At 42.5% G+C, this 16,760-nt stretch carries 16 protein-coding genes; 8 read left to right on the forward strand and 8 right to left on the reverse strand.

Annotated elements, in window-relative coordinates; translation table 11 throughout:
* Positions 1-302 precede the first annotated feature (302 nt).
* The 6 genes from rpoD (at position 303) to FB6_RS04065 (ending at position 6,869) form a co-directional block, all read left to right on the forward strand.
* The gene (rpoD, locus tag FB6_RS04040; RefSeq protein ID WP_174558763.1) at positions 303-2,189 is read left to right on the forward strand and encodes an RNA polymerase sigma factor RpoD; all 1,887 of its coding nucleotides are present in this window, start codon (positions 303-305) and stop codon (positions 2,187-2,189) included.
* 114 nt (positions 2,190-2,303) lie between these two features.
* Entirely contained in the window at positions 2,304-2,591 is a 288-nt protein-coding gene (locus tag FB6_RS04045; protein ID WP_174558788.1) for a YbeD family protein, read from the forward strand.
* 160 nt (positions 2,592-2,751) lie between these two features.
* Positions 2,752-3,411 (forward strand): lipoyl(octanoyl) transferase LipB, encoded by a 660-nt coding sequence (lipB, locus tag FB6_RS04050; RefSeq protein ID WP_174558764.1) that lies wholly within the window; start codon positions 2,752-2,754, stop codon positions 3,409-3,411.
* A 78-nt stretch (positions 3,412-3,489) separates the two neighbouring features.
* Positions 3,490-4,023, forward strand: a complete 534-nt coding sequence (locus FB6_RS04055) for a hypothetical protein (protein ID WP_174558765.1) — start codon at positions 3,490-3,492, stop codon at positions 4,021-4,023.
* Between the two features lies 1 nt (position 4,024).
* Positions 4,025-5,209, forward strand: coding sequence for an iron-containing alcohol dehydrogenase (locus tag FB6_RS04060; RefSeq protein WP_174558766.1), 1,185 nt, complete (start codon positions 4,025-4,027; stop codon positions 5,207-5,209).
* Between the two features lie 265 nt (positions 5,210-5,474).
* Complete coding sequence (locus FB6_RS04065) at positions 5,475-6,869, forward strand: APC family permease (protein WP_174558767.1); 1,395 nt, start codon at positions 5,475-5,477, stop codon at positions 6,867-6,869.
* A gap of 69 nt (positions 6,870-6,938) precedes the next feature.
* On the opposite strand, the gene FB6_RS04070 is transcribed toward FB6_RS04065, so the two are convergent.
* From FB6_RS04070 to rplU, 8 genes are all read right to left on the reverse strand, one after another.
* Positions 6,939-7,418 (reverse strand): tRNA (cytidine(34)-2'-O)-methyltransferase, encoded by a 480-nt coding sequence (locus FB6_RS04070; protein ID WP_174558768.1) that lies wholly within the window; start codon positions 7,416-7,418, stop codon positions 6,939-6,941.
* Positions 7,419-7,455: 37 nt separating this feature from the next.
* The gene (gene cysG, locus FB6_RS04075) at positions 7,456-8,832 is read right to left on the reverse strand and encodes a siroheme synthase CysG (protein WP_174558769.1); all 1,377 of its coding nucleotides are present in this window, start codon (positions 8,830-8,832) and stop codon (positions 7,456-7,458) included.
* Positions 8,833-8,922: 90 nt separating this feature from the next.
* The gene (serS, locus tag FB6_RS04080) at positions 8,923-10,194 is read right to left on the reverse strand and encodes a serine--tRNA ligase (RefSeq protein WP_174558770.1); all 1,272 of its coding nucleotides are present in this window, start codon (positions 10,192-10,194) and stop codon (positions 8,923-8,925) included.
* Positions 10,195-10,313: 119 nt separating this feature from the next.
* Positions 10,314-11,090: an RsiV family protein gene (locus tag FB6_RS04085; RefSeq protein ID WP_438819954.1), complete on the reverse strand. Its 777-nt coding sequence runs from the start codon at positions 11,088-11,090 to the stop codon at positions 10,314-10,316.
* Positions 11,091-11,232: 142 nt separating this feature from the next.
* A complete protein-coding gene (locus FB6_RS04090) occupies positions 11,233-11,421 on the reverse strand; it encodes a carotenoid oxygenase family protein (RefSeq protein ID WP_254592192.1) in 189 nt (62 codons plus the stop codon).
* 169 nt (positions 11,422-11,590) lie between these two features.
* Positions 11,591-12,289: an outer membrane lipoprotein chaperone LolA gene (gene lolA / locus FB6_RS04095; protein ID WP_174558772.1), complete on the reverse strand. Its 699-nt coding sequence runs from the start codon at positions 12,287-12,289 to the stop codon at positions 11,591-11,593.
* Between the two features lie 220 nt (positions 12,290-12,509).
* Positions 12,510-12,767, reverse strand: coding sequence for a 50S ribosomal protein L27 (rpmA, locus tag FB6_RS04100; RefSeq protein ID WP_174558773.1), 258 nt, complete (start codon positions 12,765-12,767; stop codon positions 12,510-12,512).
* An 18-nt stretch (positions 12,768-12,785) separates the two neighbouring features.
* A complete protein-coding gene (rplU, locus tag FB6_RS04105) occupies positions 12,786-13,097 on the reverse strand; it encodes a 50S ribosomal protein L21 (protein WP_086196864.1) in 312 nt (103 codons plus the stop codon).
* A gap of 537 nt (positions 13,098-13,634) precedes the next feature.
* On the opposite strand from rplU, the gene sdsA reads away from it, so the two are divergent.
* Complete coding sequence (gene sdsA / locus FB6_RS04110) at positions 13,635-14,612, forward strand: All-trans-nonaprenyl-diphosphate synthase (protein ID WP_174558774.1); 978 nt, start codon at positions 13,635-13,637, stop codon at positions 14,610-14,612.
* Positions 14,613-14,645: 33 nt separating this feature from the next.
* Positions 14,646-16,700 (forward strand): site-specific recombinase, encoded by a 2,055-nt coding sequence (locus FB6_RS04115; protein ID WP_174558775.1) that lies wholly within the window; start codon positions 14,646-14,648, stop codon positions 16,698-16,700.
* Positions 16,701-16,760: the final 60 nt, after the last annotated feature.

Raw genomic sequence — 16,760 nt, forward strand, 5'->3', positions numbered from 1 at the left:
TCAAGTATTTTTATTTTTTTCTCTCACAAAGCTGGTTTAATCTTGTTTTTCCCCCTAAAAATTGTGTATTTATTAGTACCTAGAATTTTCATCATGGCCTAATAAAAACTCAATATATTTTGAGTGATCCACCCGATGCACTTGAAAAAGAAATTTCCAGCCCAATATTGAAAATAGTTGTTAAAACAAATTCATATTTTTTTAATGAGACTTGAGCAATCAATATTCAAAACAATTTTAAACGAATTGTGCTATCATGCACGGTTTTTCACTGCCACAGATTCAACGAAGAGTAAGCAAAGATGAGCGATATGACTTCCCCTACTTCGCAAGTAGCGGCTCTGATTAGCCGAGGCAAAGAGCAAGGTTACTTAACTTACGCTGAGGTTAACGATCATCTCCCCGACTCGATCACGGAAAGCGAACAGATTGAAGACATTATTCAAATGCTTCAAGACGTCGGTATTCCAGTGCATGAACGTGCGCCTGAATCTGATGACACCATGTTCGATGGTTCCAGTGCAGAAGCTGCCGATGAAGTTGCCGAAGAAGAAGCGGCAGCAGTACTGGCCTCTGTTGAAAACGAACCTGGTCGTACCACGGATCCAGTACGGATGTACATGCGTGAAATGGGAACGGTTGAACTATTAACGCGTGAAGGCGAAATTAGCATTGCCAAACGTATTGAAGAAGGTATTCGTGACGTTCTTCACTCCATTGCCTACTGGCCAAATGCTGTTGAAGTTGTATTAAAAGAATATAACGATGTTGCCGAAGGTGAACGTCGTCTTGCTGATATTTTATCTGGTTATTTAGACCCAGAATCTGACGAAGAAATTCCAGAAGTTTTAGAAGATGAATCTGAAATCGATGACGATGAAGAATCGACCTCTAAATCAACTAAAGATGTAAAACTGGATGATGATGACGAAGAAGAATCTGAAAGTGATGATGATTCTGAAGGTGAATCAGGTCCAGATCCAGAAATTGCCCGCGTACGTTTTGCTGAACTGGAAGAAGCCTGGAAAGTCACCAAAGCTGCCATTCAACAACATGGCCGTAATAGCAAACAAGCTGAAGAAGCACTTGAAGCATTAGCCACTGTGTTCATGATGTTCAAATTTACCCCACGTTTATTTGACATCATTTCTGAAATGATTCGTGGTACCCATGAACAGATTCGTACTTCTGAACGTGAAGTCATGCGTTATGCAGTACGTCGCGGTCGTATGGATCGTACTCAGTTCCGTACTTCTTTCCCGGGTCAGGAATCTAATCCAGCTTGGTTAGATGAGCAAATTGCCAAAGCACCTGCCGAGCAAAAAACTTATTTAGAAAAAGTACGTCCAGATGTATTGGCATTCCAGCAAAAGATTGCCGACATCGAAAAAGAATTGGGCTTGAATGTTAAGGACATTAAAGACATTTCTAAACGTATGGCCGTGGGTGAAGCCAAAGCCCGTCGTGCGAAAAAAGAAATGGTTGAAGCCAACTTGCGTCTGGTGATTTCAATTGCGAAAAAATACACCAACCGTGGTTTGCAATTCCTTGACTTGATTCAAGAAGGTAACATCGGTCTGATGAAAGCGGTAGACAAGTTTGAATACCGCCGTGGTTATAAATTCTCGACTTATGCAACTTGGTGGATTCGTCAGGCAATTACCCGTTCGATTGCCGATCAGGCACGTACCATTCGTATTCCAGTACACATGATTGAAACCATTAACAAGATCAACCGTGTATCACGTCAATTGCTTCAGGAAATGGGCCGTGAGCCAACGCCTGAGGAATTGGGCGAACGTCTGGAAATGGATGAAGTTAAAGTGCGTAAAGTGCTTAAAATTGCCAAAGAGCCGATTTCGATGGAAACGCCGATTGGTGATGATGAAGATTCGCATCTTGGTGACTTCATTGAAGATGGCAACATTACCTCTCCGGTGGATGCAGCAACTTCAGAAGGCTTAAAAGAAGCGACTCGTGAAGTGCTTGAAAACCTGACTGAACGTGAAGCGAAAGTCTTGAAAATGCGTTTCGGTATCGACATGCCTACTGACCATACTTTGGAAGAAGTGGGTAAACAGTTTGATGTGACCCGTGAACGTATCCGTCAGATTGAAGCCAAAGCATTGCGTAAATTACGTCATCCTTCCCGTTCTGAACACTTGCGTTCATTCCTTGAAAATGACTAACAGCTAGTCTACCGATGGGGAGTTGAAAAGCAATTCAGCATCCCCATTAAGTATTCAACACACATAACGCCTGCATTTACGCAGGCGTTTGATATAAGGGGGACTACTATGACCATGTTAGACCGTACGCCATCTCGTGAACTTCAAGAAGATCTTTGGGTTTTCCCAATGGATTATCCAATTAAACTGATTGGTGAAGCCTGCGAAGAATTACATATTGCTGTGGTAGAAATTTTGGTAAAACATTTCCCGGAATTTGATGGTAACAGCATCAAGGTACAACCTTCACGTACCGGAAAATATCATTCTTTGACTGCTCAAATTGTTTTTGTAGAACTTGAACAAGTCCATGCGCTCTATGCTGATTTAGCCGCATGTCCATTGATCAAGACAGCGCTTTAAGCACAAAAAAAACACGCTCTCTGCGTGTTTTTTTATTTATCCAGTAATTATAAATTGCTGGTTTGATCAAAATACCAAATCACCTCCTGATCATCCCCCATTTCAGGTTGATTTCATTATAATCTTTCCATCCTCTTGAATTTTTAAGGGCGCACTTCACGTGACTGATGCTGTTCTAAAACCAAAACTAATTATTCGTCAATTTAACCAGCTTACTCCCTATCCTGACCGTTTTCAGGACATGAAAAACCTGACCGAAAACCGTGATGAGAATACGCCAGATGAACTGTGGATTTTGCAGCATCATGATGTGCTGACCCAAGGTCAGGCCGGTAAGCCTGAACATATCCTGATGTCGAGCAATATTCCAGTGGTACAAACGGATCGTGGTGGGCAAGTTACCTGGCATGGTCCAGGTCAGTTGGTGGCTTATTTCATGTTCGATTTAAATCGCCTGGGCTGGAATGTGCGCACGCTGGTGTCCTATGCCGAAAACCTGATGATTGAGCTGCTGAAAAAATACGGCATTGAAGCCTATGCCAAACCTGATGCACCAGGCGTGTATGTCGATGAGCGCAAAATTGGTTCTTTGGGTTTTAAAATCCGTAAAGGCCGCAGCTATCATGGACTGGCACTGAATATTGACTGTGACCTGTTTGGTTTCCACACCATTAATCCATGCGGTTATGCCGGTCTAGAAATGGTCCGCATTCAGGATCTGGTTCCAGACTACCCAAAATTCGCGAACTTATGCGTCGATATCATTGAAACTTTAAACAACAGCGGTTACTTTAGTGAAGTCCAGGTCATGCAACAATAATTTTGCTTTTGACATAAAAATAAATTAGAGTATTTACTCTAAACTAATAAAATATTTTTTAGATAAAGGGATGCGCGAGTGATTTCAACCAAATCCGTTAAGCCCGCTTTACAACTCAGCTATGTCAAACTCATGATGGATGTGATTGGCAGAGGCTTAGTCATGGCGAGTCAAGTCGATGCCGAAGTCAAACAGGAAGTTTCAAAATTTCCTGTAGGTTTCGTGCTGTCAATGAAAGTATTTCCCAATGGTCCGGCTTTTATTGCCAAGGTCACGGAAGACCATCAATTAAAACTACTACCCTTTTTTGAGAGCAAACCTGACCTCACCATTACCTTTAAACATCTAAGCCATGCTTTTTTAGTCTTTTCTTTTCAGGAAAGTACTGCTCAGGCATTTGCCAATGACCGTATGATTGCCGATGGTGATATTTCATTTGCCATTCGTCTGGTGCGTTGTTTAAACAAAATGGAAGCGCTCATTTTACCGAAACTCTTAGCCGAGCTGGCAGTAAAACAATATCCAACCGAATTGAGCTTAAAAGAAAAACTGACTGGAGCTGCAAATATTTATTTGAAAGTAGCTCAATCCTATTTTAAACGGAGTGCATAACATGGCTAAGCCTTATTACGAATTTTTCTGTCCAGTAAAAGTCATCGCCGGTCATGCCGCGTTAGAACACATTCCGTTTGAACTTGCCACTTTAGGGGCCAAACGTCCACTCATCATTACCGATAAAGGTGTGCGTAGCAACAATCTGCTTGCACCGATTGAAGCGGCATTTGAGTCTACCGATGCCGTGATTGGTGCAATCTTTGATGATGTTCCACCCGATTCAAGCGTAGAAACCGTGCGTAAGGCAGCAAAAGCCTATCGTGACAATAACTGTGATGCAATTATTGCTGTGGGTGGTGGTTCAGTAATTGATACCTCGAAAGCCACTAATATTCTGGTCACTGAAGGTGGCGATGATCTGCTGAAATATTCAGGTGCACATAACCTGCCAAAACCATTAAAACCTTTTTTTGTGATTCCAACCACATCGGGTACCGGTTCTGAAGTCACCATGGTTGCCGTGGTTTCCGATCTTGAGAAAAACGTCAAAATGCCGTTTGCCTCTTATTATCTGATGCCACATGCCGCCATTCTTGACCCGCGCATGACCCAGACTCTGCCACCGCATTTAACAGCGATGACCGCTATGGATGCGCTAACGCATGCTGTGGAAGCTTATACTTGCATGGCAGCCAATCCGATCAGCGATGCCTATGCCACCGCTGCCATCAAAAAAGTGAGCAACAGCCTGTTCAGTGTTCTCGATAACCCAACAGATGAATTTGGTCGCCTAGAATTGGCACAAGCTTCAACCATGGCGGGTATTGCTTTCTCTAACTCTATGGTGGGTCTGGTTCACTCTTTAGGTCATGCTTTAGGTGCGGTAGCGCACTTGCCTCATGGTCTCTGCATGAACCTGTTCCTGCCTTATGTGCTTGAGTACAACAAGGAAGTGAATGGCGACAAGATTGCCGAATTATTGCTTCCTTTAGCGGGTTCGGATATTTATGCTCAGACGCCTGCGCATTTACGTGCAGATAAAGCCATTGCCACCATTCTGACCATGCGCGATCGTTTATATGCATTGACCAAGTTGCCACGCACATTACGTGAAACTGGTAAAGTTTCTGAAGCACAACTTGATGAAGTTGCAGACAAGGCATTAAATGATGGTTCCATTATTTATAACCCGAAAGAAGCCACGCTAAACGATTTAAGAGCGATTTTAGAAAAAGCTTGGTAAATATTGAAAAATAAGCGAATATAGCAAAAAATAAGCCTGATGCTTTTTTAAGCATCAGGCTTTTACTTTGTGGAAAGATAAAGCGAACTTTTTATATCAAATGGCATATTTTCTGCATTAAAAATTCGTAAAGATATTGGCAAAAGGTACCAAACTGGAGTAGATTGGCGCACTTTTGTTTTATTCATATAGGGGGGATCGTTCGTCTCAAACGATCCTTGTACACATGACTGATCCTTGATCAACGATTAAGAGGATAACGCCGTTGACAAATATCTCTGGGACTCAATCGGCAGCTAAACTGCAAAAAACGCTAGGGCTCTGGCACATTATTATTATTGGTTTAGCTTATATTCAACCAATGACCTTATTTGACACGTTCGGTCTGGTTTCCGAAGAAAGTCATTTCCATGTCCCGACGTCTTACATTATTGCCCTGATTGCAATCTTGTTTACTTCGATTAGTTATGGACACATGATCCGTCGCTATCCGTCGTCAGGTTCTGCATATACCTATGCACAAAAATCGATTCACCCGAACGTGGGTTTCATGGTGGGCTGGTCATCTTGGTTAGACTATCTGCTATCACCAATGGTCAACATTATTTTGGCCGTGATTTATCTGGAAGCACTTTTCCCTGAGGTCAATCACTGGGTCTGGGTTTTTGCTCTGACTGCATTTATGACCGGGGTGAATCTTCGTGGTGCGAGATTCGTTGCTAATTTCAACGGTCTGATTGTGATTATTCAGCTGGCAGTCATCGCCTACTTCACCTGGATGGTTTATACGCTGCTTGCTAGCGGTGTCAATGCCGATGGTACATTAGCGAATGCCAAGTACCAGTTATGGAGCTTAGAGCCTTTCTGGAATGAAATGACAGCTTTAGGTCCACTGATTACCGGTGCAACCTTGCTGTGCTTCTCGTTTACAGGCTTTGACTCACTTAGCTCACTGGCAGAAGAAACCAAAGATACTGAAAAAACATTACCTAAGGCGATTTTCCTTACTGCATTGATTGCTGGTATCATTTTCATTATCAGCACCTATTTCATGCAGATTTATTTTCCGAATGATCCGAAAACTTACTTCGAAGATGTTGCTGCAACTCAGCCAGACATTCTTCAAGCAGTGGGTGGACTGGCCTTCAAAACTGTGGTGCTTTACTTTGCAATTGTCACCGTAATGGCATCAGGTATTTCTGCACATGCAGGTGTATCGCGTTTGATGTATGTAATGGGTCGCGATGGCGTGATCAATAAAAAGATCTTTGGTCATATCAGCCCGAAAAGCTACACTCCGGTTTACAATATTCTTATTGTAGGTGCTGTGGCATTAACTGCAGGCTTCATCGATTTGGACATCGTGATCTCGATGATCAGCTTCGGTGCTTTAACCGCATTTACCTTTGTCAATCTTTCAGTGATTTCACGTTATGCATTACGTGATGGTCGTACCAAAAACCTGAAAGATATTATCAGCTTTGTGGTTATTCCTTTACTCGGCTTCATTAGCATTTTTGCCATGTGGCTCGAGATTGAAGATACCGCATTAAAATTCGGTTTATGGTGGGCAATGTTCGGTATTTTGTACCTCGGTTATAAAACCAAAGGTTTCAAACATCCAGCTCCTCAACATAACGAGTTTGATGATACTCATTAATGGGTTGATTCCATGCAAAAAAAAGACGCTTAATGCGTCTTTTTTTATCATTGAGGATTTAATTTGAGATTAAACCAGTTCTTTAAAATCCTGCTGACGCCAAGCTTCATACAAAATCACTGCTGTCGCATTCGACAAGTTCAAACTGCGAGAGTTTGGTGCCATCGGTAGACGAATCCAGTGTTCTTTAGGGAACATCATGCGGACATCTTCAGGCAAGCCACGGGTTTCAGGTCCCATCAACAAAGCCACAGGACGATTTAAATTTGATGTATGCGGGGTTTCAAAACCTTTGGTGGTTAAAGGATAAATTGCATCCTGATCAATCCCCTGCTCTTTTAAATGCGCGACACATTCTGCAAAGTTTTCCCATACTTTCATATGTGCCCATTCATGATAGTCCAGACCTGCGCGTCTCAGCTTTTTGTCGTCAAGCTCAAAACCCAGCGGTTTGACCAAATGAAGTTGCGCACCGGTATTGGCACATAAACGGATAATATTCCCTGTATTTGCAGGAATTTCCGGCTCGTATAAAACAACATGGATCACTGAATTTCTCTACTCTTTCAATGCAACAGGGCTCGAATTAGCCTTGCCACTGTAATTGTTCACGCAATTTGACCACCTCACCAATAATGGTCAGGGTCGGCGCTTGAATCTGATATTCAGACACTTTTGAAGCGATATCTGCCAAAGTTCCGACCACCACTTTCTGGTCTGGTGTCGTTCCTTTGGAAATAAGGGCAACTGGCATATCTGGACGTTGGCCGTGCGCAATCAGTTGCGCACAGATTTTTTCCAGACCGACCAGACCCATATACAGCACCAAAGTCTGGTTTTCATATACCAGCTCATTCCAAGGTAGCTCCGGTGAACCTTCTTTTAAATGGCCCGTCAGGAAACGCACACTTTGTGCATAGTCACGATGGGTTAAGGGAATACCGGCATAAGCAGAACAGCCAGAAGCGGCAGTAATGCCCGGTACCACCTGAAAAGCTACACCCGCAGCAAACAGCTCCTGAATTTCTTCACCGCCACGACCGAAGATAAAGGGATCACCGCCTTTTAAACGGCAGACACGCTTACCTTGGGCTGCATATTCAACCAGAAGTGCATTAATCCCCTCTTGCGGAACACTGTGGTTGGAACGTGCTTTGCCTACATAGATCTTTTCCGCATCACGGCGGCATAACTCCATAATTGCAGGCGAAACCAAACGGTCGTAAATAATGACATCTGCCTGTTGCATCAAGCGTAATGCTTTTAGCGTCAACAGTTCAGGATCACCGGGGCCAGCACCCACCAGATAGACTTCACCTTTCGGCGTTTTCCACTCAATCAAGGCTTGTTCAATTAAACGATCCGCTTCCGCAATATTGTCATTAAACACTTGTTCTTTGAGTGGACTAGCGTACAAGTCTTCCCAAAAAATACGGCGCTGATCCGGATTTTCAATCCGCGCTTTAACCGCAGCACGCCATTTTCCTGAAAAATCGGCAAGTTTGCCCATGCCATGTGGAATGGCCGCCTCGAGCTGCGTTCGAATTTGACGGGATAGAACTGGGGATGTGCCATTGGTCGCAATGGAAACCACCAAAGGTGAACGGTCAATAATCGCAGGAACCATAAAACGGCAGTGCGGTGGATCATCAACACTATTCACCAATATTTTTTCAGCTTCACAGGCGTCAAAAACTTGAACATTGGTGGCTTTATCATTGGTGGCTGCAATCACCAAACGGTAATTGCGTAATGAGGCATCTGGACTAAAAGTTGCCTGAACATATTGCCCTTGGCTGGATTGAACAATCTCCAGTAAAGCACTTTCGATTTCAGGCGCAATCACATCAATGATTGCACCTGCTTTTGCCAAAAGTACTGCCTTGCGGTAAGCAATATGTCCACCACCGACAATCAGACAAGGTTGCTGCTGCAACTTTAAAGAGATTGGAAAGATATCCACACGCTACCTCAATATTTTAAATCTGACTGTCTTAAGCAATTTTCGTGCACAAAATTGTGCCATTCATCGATTTATTGATCAATCCGAAGATTAATCAATAAATTCTGCACCACCCATATATGGACGAAGCACTTCAGGAATTTCAATTGAGCCGTCTGCACGCTGATAGTTCTCCATCACCGCAAGCAAAGTACGACCAACCGCCAGACCCGAACCATTCAAGGTATGCACGAATTCAGTTTTCTTCTGGTCTACACGATAGCGTGCTTTCATACGACGCGCCTGGAAGTCACCCATGCATGAACAGCTTGAAATTTCACGATAAGTATTTTGGCTTGGTACCCAAACTTCCAGGTCGTAAGTCTTGATTGCGCCAAAGCCCATATCACCACCACAGAGGATGATTTTACGGTATGGTAAACCTAGTGCTTGCAAAATACCTTCTGCATGACCAGTCAACTCTTCTAAAGCCTGCATAGAATCTTCAGGTTTTACGATTTGCACCATTTCCACTTTGTCGAACTGGTGTTGACGAATCAAACCACGGGTATCACGACCATAAGAACCCGCTTCACTACGGAAACATGGAGTATGTGCTGCATATTTCAGGGGTAAACGTTCTGGATCGACAATTTCATCACGGACGAAATTGGTCACTGGCACTTCAGCAGTCGGAATCAGATAATATTCTTTTTCACCTTGTAATTTGAATAAATCTTCTTCAAATTTAGGCAATTGACCTGTACCGCGCAATGAATCGGCATTCACCAGATAAGGTACATAAGCTTCGGTATAACCATTTTTCAGGGTATGGGTATCCAGCATAAATTGGGTAATCGCACGCTGTAAACGCGCCAGTGGGCCTTTTAATACACTAAAACGTGTACCAGTCAGTTTGGTCGCAGTTTCAAACTCCAAACCACCCATCCATTCACCCAGGTCAGTATGATCCTTGATTTCAAAATCAAATTGACGTGGAGTGCCCCATTTTAAAATTTCAACGTTGTCGTCTTCATCTTTACCTGCAGGTACAGATTCATGCGGCATGTTTGGAATAGTTAAAGACTTGGTTTCAATTTCAGTTTGCAATTCAGTCAGCGCAACTTCAGCTGCCTTGATTTCATCACCAATGGCTGCCATACGCGCCATGATTTCAGATGCATCGCCACCAGATTTTTTAATTTGGCCAACTTGTTTAGCACCCGAATTACGCTCTGCCTGTAAAGCTTCTGTTTTCGATTGAAGCTCTTTACGGCGCGCTTCAAGTGAAGCCCACTCTTCTACATTCAGCTGCACACCACGTTTTGCCAAGGCTAAATTTACAGCCTCAATATTATTTCTGATTAATTTCGGGTCGATCATAGCCAATCTTTTGCAAAGAAAAAAACTGGCTATAGTGTAAGCGTTAAACAGCAAAAAAGACAGTGATCAGGCCCACAGCTGCGCCTTATTAGAACAAATTTAACGGAAATCAATCCAAATTAAGAGTTTGGATACTTAGGCAAACTTGGCAAATACTCGGCTTTAATCAATTTAGTGAGTGACGAATAAGGTAAGGTCAGCTCAGTCATGCCTTCGGCATAAGAAGCCAATTCATACAAGGGATAGACAAATACAATCCCATTGGCACCATAGTAAAAATTATCACTTAACTGTAGTTTAGAGCGCTCAACACTGTGCTGATCCAGCCACAAGCTATTTGAATCATATAAGGCATTTAACAGTTGCTGTTCTGCCCCCTTCACCACAATATCTTGCAGAGCCAAACGCTTCTTGTTTTTCAAGTCAAAATTGACAAACTCTTGATGGTACATGCCATGTGCTGCACCCGAAGAATAGGTATAGGTTTGAATAGCAAAGGTTGCCCGGTCATACTGCTGACTGACAAAACGGATATAGGTTGAGCTTTGACTTAGGTCAGGACTGGCACCCTCAGCGGTATTGATCTTTTCATTGGGTGCAGAAGAAAAGGCAATCGGATCGGCCTTTTTCACCCGATCCATAAAATAATCATCAATCCATTTCAGATTACTGTTTACCGTCTGAATCTCGTACTGGGTACACCCTTCAGCATCACAAGCTTCAGGCTTGCTCAATTTCACAGGAACAACTTTGGCTTGAATCAATGGAATGGCTTCAGATTTTTCCTGCGTTGCGGCGGCCGCCTGTTCAGTTTTTGATGCAGGTCGCTCCTGACAAGCAGTCATGAGCAGTGCGGCACAAGATACTGGAACAGCCCATAGCCATTGTTGATTCATGCGTATTTTCATTTTATTTTACAACCTACTGCCTTTTATAATGCCGCATCACTATACAAAGCCCGCTCACTGAATAAAGTTTAAAATATGTATCTTTTAAAGAGGATAGGCTGATACTTAAGCAAAATCGGGCTGAATAATCCTAAGATAAATCCACCCAGTTGCCGTGAAAACCCAGTGGAATATGCACCCCCAGTATAATTTCAGCTTGCAACTCCAGCTTTAAACCCTGAACTTTCAAAATCACCACTTTGGACGATTCTTGATGCAGATGATGCACATAAGACAACAGATAACCCTGACCTTCTGCCGCATCGGCTGACTCGGGCACAAAGATCACCACTCCTATCTTTTACTCTTCATCAAAGGCAAAACTTCTTTTTTTAAGTATTTGATATCATGAAAAATCTACTAACATGAACCTCTCTAATGCAAAAAGCAGCTCAATAGAGCTGCTTTTTCAGATAATCAATACTTGATTGATATAATCCTTCAAAACTTTATTGATCAATAATATCGGTCCCTTTAGGTGGTACAAAATTAAAGGTAGATGAAGCAATCGAAGGATTCAATTTCACATTATTAAAACGCACATAGGTGGTTTGACCCAAAGAGTCCTGCAAAATCATTAAACTTGGAGCTTTATTAGCACCAAAACTAATGGTTAGGCTTTGAAATGCACCATCACGATCTTTAGGATGCAAGGTGTAATAAGTCTTACCTTTATTCGGCTGAGTCACACGATAAGACTTCATAATCTGACTGGTATTGCCCGACAATAACAACGCAGGGGTATTCGCCACTTGCTCATCCAAGCTTTGACGCACGGCTTGCTGCAAATCCGGATCATAAATCCACACGGTTTTACCCGAAGTCACAATGGTCTGTTTGGATGGACTGGTGGTTTCCCAGAAGAATTTACCTGGACGTGCAACCTTCATCACCCCTTTAAAGGTCTGATTCATATGTTGTCCAGTCAGGCCTTTTTTCTGTGGTGCTTTACTACCTGAAGTCGCCTTCGTGGTTTGCTCGAAGTTTGCCGACAACGTATGAATATTGCTTAGCTGTCTGACCAGATTCGCTGTGGCTTGCTGCTCCGATGCTGCAACAGTAGCAGCAAACACAGTAGTACTCATTACCGGTGCAAGGGTTGCAGCACCAAATGTCATAGCACATAGGGTTGTACGAAGCATTTTCATATCATCACCTTTTTTTATTTGCGATATCGCAATTTGTTCAATGTGTCCATCTTAAACCAAAAAATAATTTAAATATGAGAAAAAACAAGATGTTTTGTATGCTTATTAATTCAAAAGTAATGATTTTGTTCATCATGATGGAGATCGTAACAGTGATTTAACTTATTGTCAGACATAAAAAAACCCACATCAAATGTGGGCTTTTCCGTACCATTAAAACTTATGCAGTTTCAACAGATACGTAGCGACGGCCAAATTGACCCTTCACTTCGAATTTGATCACGCCATCAGCGGTAGCAAATAAAGTATGGTCACGGCCCATACCTACGTTTGCACCAGCGTGGAATTCTGTACCACGTTGACGAACGATGATGTTACCAGCAGTCACAGCTTGACCACCGTACATTTTAACACCTAACATTTTAGGGTTTGAGTCACGACCGTTACGTGTCGAACCACCGGCTTTTTTGTGAGCCATGTCTATTACTCCTCGTAATTAGCCTGAAATAGCAGTAATTTTCAACTCGGTAAACCATTGACGGTGACCTTGTTGTTTACGGTAATGTTTACGACGACGCATTTTAACAATACGGATTTTGTCGTGACGACCGTGGCTAACTACTTCAGCAGTTACTGTAGCACCAGCAACAACTGGAGCACCAATTTGAATGCTTTCGCCGTTTACAAGCATTAATACGTCATCAAACGTAATAGTTGTACCAGTTTCAGCTTTCAATAATTCTACTTTAAGGGTTTCACCCTCAACAACACGGTGTTGTTTACCACCGCTTTGGATTACTGCGTACATAATGTACTCCAAACATGCCCGTGTCGTCGTGCCGATAAAGGAATATATCGATCTTAATACGAACGCCACTGGGGGGATATATAAGGGCAAACATATTAAGTGATAATAAATCAAACAACAAGCCATTTTAGCGTTTTTTTGAGTTTTAGAACTGTTTAATTTACAAACAATCAAATTATTCAGCAGAAATTACTTTTACAGATAGATCTGAGATTTTATAAAATGAAATAGATTTTTAAAATCAATTCGCTACTATATAGAATAGATAGAGCAAAAAATGCCAACTCTATCTTAGACCAGTTAATTTATTAGATTCAGCACACAGTTAAAACCATTTGCTTAGTCAGGATTTAAACAACTATATTAAGCTCTTGGCTGCATCATCAGTTATAGTTGATACACTAGGATCTGCTGAGTTTTCATAAATGGCTTGTGTTGTAGGCTAAAATTAAGCATGAGACGTTTACGTCGCAAACATAGACGAATTGTCAACAGACCCTATATAAACAATTCAATTTTTTAAAGGTTTCTCTTCATATGGCCATCGACTTCAAGCAAGACATTCTCGCCCCTGTTGCTTCAGATTTTGCTGCGATGGACACTTTTATCAATGAAGGAATTACCTCAAAAGTCGCTTTAGTCATGGCTGTCAGCAAACACGTCGTAGAAGCTGGCGGTAAACGCATGCGACCAATCATGTGTTTATTGGCCGCCAAAGCTTGTGGCGCAGAAGACATTGAACGGCAACGTAAACTGGCTGCCATTATTGAAATGCTGCATACAGCAACACTAGTGCACGATGATGTGGTGGATGAATCCGGCTTACGTCGTGGCCGCCCAACTGCCAATGCCACCTGGAACAACCAGACTGCTGTTTTAGTCGGTGATTTCCTGATTTCGCGTGCCTTCGATTTGCTGGTCGATTTGAATGACATGACCTTGCTTAAAGATTTTTCCACTGGTACTTGTGAAATTGCCGAAGGGGAAGTTTTACAGTTGCAAGCTCAGCATCAGCCAGAAACCACTGAAAAGACGTATCTCGACATTATTCATGGTAAAACTTCGCGCCTGTTTGAACTGGCAACTGAAGGCGCAGCCATTTTATCTGGTACACCACACTACCGTGAACCGCTACGCCTCTTTGCCGGTCACTTTGGCAATGCCTTCCAGATTATTGATGATATTTTAGACTACACTTCGGATGCAGAAACATTAGGTAAAAATATTGGTGATGATTTGATGGAAGGTAAACCGACTTTGCCGTTAATCTCAGCCTTGCAAAAAACTACCGATGAAGAACATGAAATTGTTCGTTTAAGTATTGCTACAGGTGGTCTTAACCATCTGGAGCGTGTAATTGAAATTGTACAAAACTGTGGTGCGCTGGATTATTGCCGCCAACGTGCAACTGAAGAAACACAATTTGCACTTCAAGCTTTAGATGCCCTACCAGATAGTGAATATCGTCAGGCACTGGTTAATCTGACCCAACTTGCCTTAAACCGCATTCAATAACGGGACTTAAAAATATAGTTTACCCTTTCGCCTATGCATATCAATTTTAATGATTTATTTTTAAAAATGCAGGAACAGCTTGAAACCAAGCAAGCTGTTCTTGATGATTCACTACTGATTGAGCTGGTGAATCGAATTCGTCCCAATGATTCGACCAATCACGAAGAAATCAACCGTAAATTTCAAGCGCTCATTCAAGCACTGCTACTCACTCCCGATGCAGTCAGCACATTTCAAAATTTTATCTTAAAACTGATTAGCCAATACAAACAGACCAGCTTATATGCCGATACAGGTATTTTGTCTCTGGATGGTTTTTGGAATCAGCTGGCGCAACGTCTTGGCGCACATTTTCTGCCACTGATTAATGATGAAAGCCAGTTACAGGATTTAGTCCGCCGGGTTTTCTATCAGCGCAGTGATAAATACTGGTTGGACAGTATTTCGGAACAAAATTGGAAAAAGTTATTTACCCTGATTAATCAGGGTCATCGTAACCAGAAAGAAAAGCTGAAAATCAAAAGTGAGCTAATTAAAGCCATTACTGTATTGTCCTACCGGATCAGTGGCATTGGACTTTATCCTGAATTTATTAATGCACAGCCCGATCTGACTGAATATGAATCGCCTTTTTTGGTGCAAAACCGGGAAATTATCGAATTCATTCAGCATTATAAAAAGCTGCATCAAAATACTGACCCAATGGCAGTGATTATTCCGCCGGATGCCTCACAAGCCTTAGTGATGATTGAACAGTGTCGGGACGTTGTACTCAAGATCCGTCGTGCCATTAAACGCATTGGCGTCAGCTTAAGTCTAACTTACCTGTTGTCGTTGCTGGAACAATGTCTGGACCGAATTGAACTGCTAATCAACCTGATGGGTGATGAAGATCAGATCCGATATGAATCGTTAGGTATATTGATGGTGGATATAACCACTGCCATCTATAGTGAACGTAGTGTGCGCTCCCTGCTGGCAACCAATAGCGAACTGATTGCATTACAGGTCACTGAAAATGCCAGCAAGACCGGTGAACATTATGTAAGTACGGACCAGCAAGGCTTTTGGTCCATGTACAAGTCAGCTGCAGGTGCAGGTGTCATTATTGCCACCATGGCAAGCTTAAAAATACTGGCAACAAGACTGGTTTTAGCTCCAATCATGCAGGCTTTTGTATTTAGCATGAACTATTCACTTGGATTTATGCTGATTCATGTGCTGCATTTTACCGTGGCCACCAAACAGCCAGCCATGACCGCAGCAGCACTTGCAGCCACGGTACAACATAGTAAAGGCTCTAAAACTGCACAGATTGCCGAACTTGCAGCACTGATTATCAATATTATCCGGACCCAGTTCATTGCGATTATTGGCAATATTTCGATTGCCATTCCAACTGCGGCCGTGATTACCCTGCTGTGGCAATATGGTATGGATGAGCCACTACTCACACATGTCAAAGCCACCAAACTCTTACATTCCCTCAATCCTTTCACCTCTCTGGCCATTCCGCATGCAGCGATTGCCGGGGTCTGTCTTTTCTTTTCAGGATTAATTGCTGGCTATTTTGACAATATGGCAGTGTACCGAAAGGTGGGTCCACGCCTGAAGGCTCATGCGCGGTTAAAACTGTTATTAGGACAACAACGTCTGGATAAATTTGCTGCATATATTGAACGAAATTTAGGGGCACTGGCCGGTAACTTCCTCTTCGGAATCATGCTTGGCAGTATGGGTACTATAGGCTTTATCTTGGGATTGCCTCTGGATATCCGTCATATTGCCTTTGCTTCGGCCAACTTTATTCAAGGTTTGCTCTGCGTGAATGGCAGCCCTGAAATTGGTTTGATTATTGTTTCATTTTTGGGGGTATTACTGATTGGCTTGACCAACCTGTTTGTCAGTTTTAGTCTGACCATTATTGTTGCCTTACGCGCTCGCCGGGTTCGCTTTGAACAATGGAAGCCCTTAGCCAAACTGGTACTCACCCATTTCCTGACTCGACCTAGTGACTTTTTTTGGCCACCAAAAACCCCACTGGAAGTTGAAGAAATTTCTCACTCACAAAAATCTACACAGAAGTAATCGTTATTTTGTTTTACATCATGTTAAAAAATCGGTAAAAAAGAAATTAGCATAATTTAC

It is taken from the genome of Acinetobacter bouvetii (assembly GCF_902753875.1).
In the GTDB taxonomy this organism is placed as follows: Bacteria; Pseudomonadota; Gammaproteobacteria; order Pseudomonadales; family Moraxellaceae; genus Acinetobacter; species Acinetobacter bouvetii_A.

Bases quoted from the DNA above. Each gene is read 5' to 3' on its own strand.
- rpoD (WP_174558763.1), top strand. From the start codon at position 303: ATGAGCGATATGACTTCCCCTACTTCGCAAGTAGCGGCTCTGATTAGC.
- FB6_RS04045 (WP_174558788.1), top strand. From the start codon at position 2,304: ATGTTAGACCGTACGCCATCTCGTGAACTTCAAGAAGATCTTTGGGTT.
- FB6_RS04060 (WP_174558766.1), top strand. From the start codon at position 4,025: ATGGCTAAGCCTTATTACGAATTTTTCTGTCCAGTAAAAGTCATCGCC.
- serS (WP_174558770.1), bottom strand. From the start codon at position 10,194: ATGATCGACCCGAAATTAATCAGAAATAATATTGAGGCTGTAAATTTA.
- FB6_RS04085 (WP_438819954.1), bottom strand. From the start codon at position 11,090: ATGAATCAACAATGGCTATGGGCTGTTCCAGTATCTTGTGCCGCACTG.
- lolA (WP_174558772.1), bottom strand. From the start codon at position 12,289: ATGAAAATGCTTCGTACAACCCTATGTGCTATGACATTTGGTGCTGCA.
- rpmA (WP_174558773.1), bottom strand. From the start codon at position 12,767: ATGGCTCACAAAAAAGCCGGTGGTTCGACACGTAACGGTCGTGACTCA.
- rplU (WP_086196864.1), bottom strand. From the start codon at position 13,097: ATGTACGCAGTAATCCAAAGCGGTGGTAAACAACACCGTGTTGTTGAG.
- sdsA (WP_174558774.1), top strand. From the start codon at position 13,635: ATGGCCATCGACTTCAAGCAAGACATTCTCGCCCCTGTTGCTTCAGAT.
- FB6_RS04115 (WP_174558775.1), top strand. From the start codon at position 14,646: ATGCATATCAATTTTAATGATTTATTTTTAAAAATGCAGGAACAGCTT.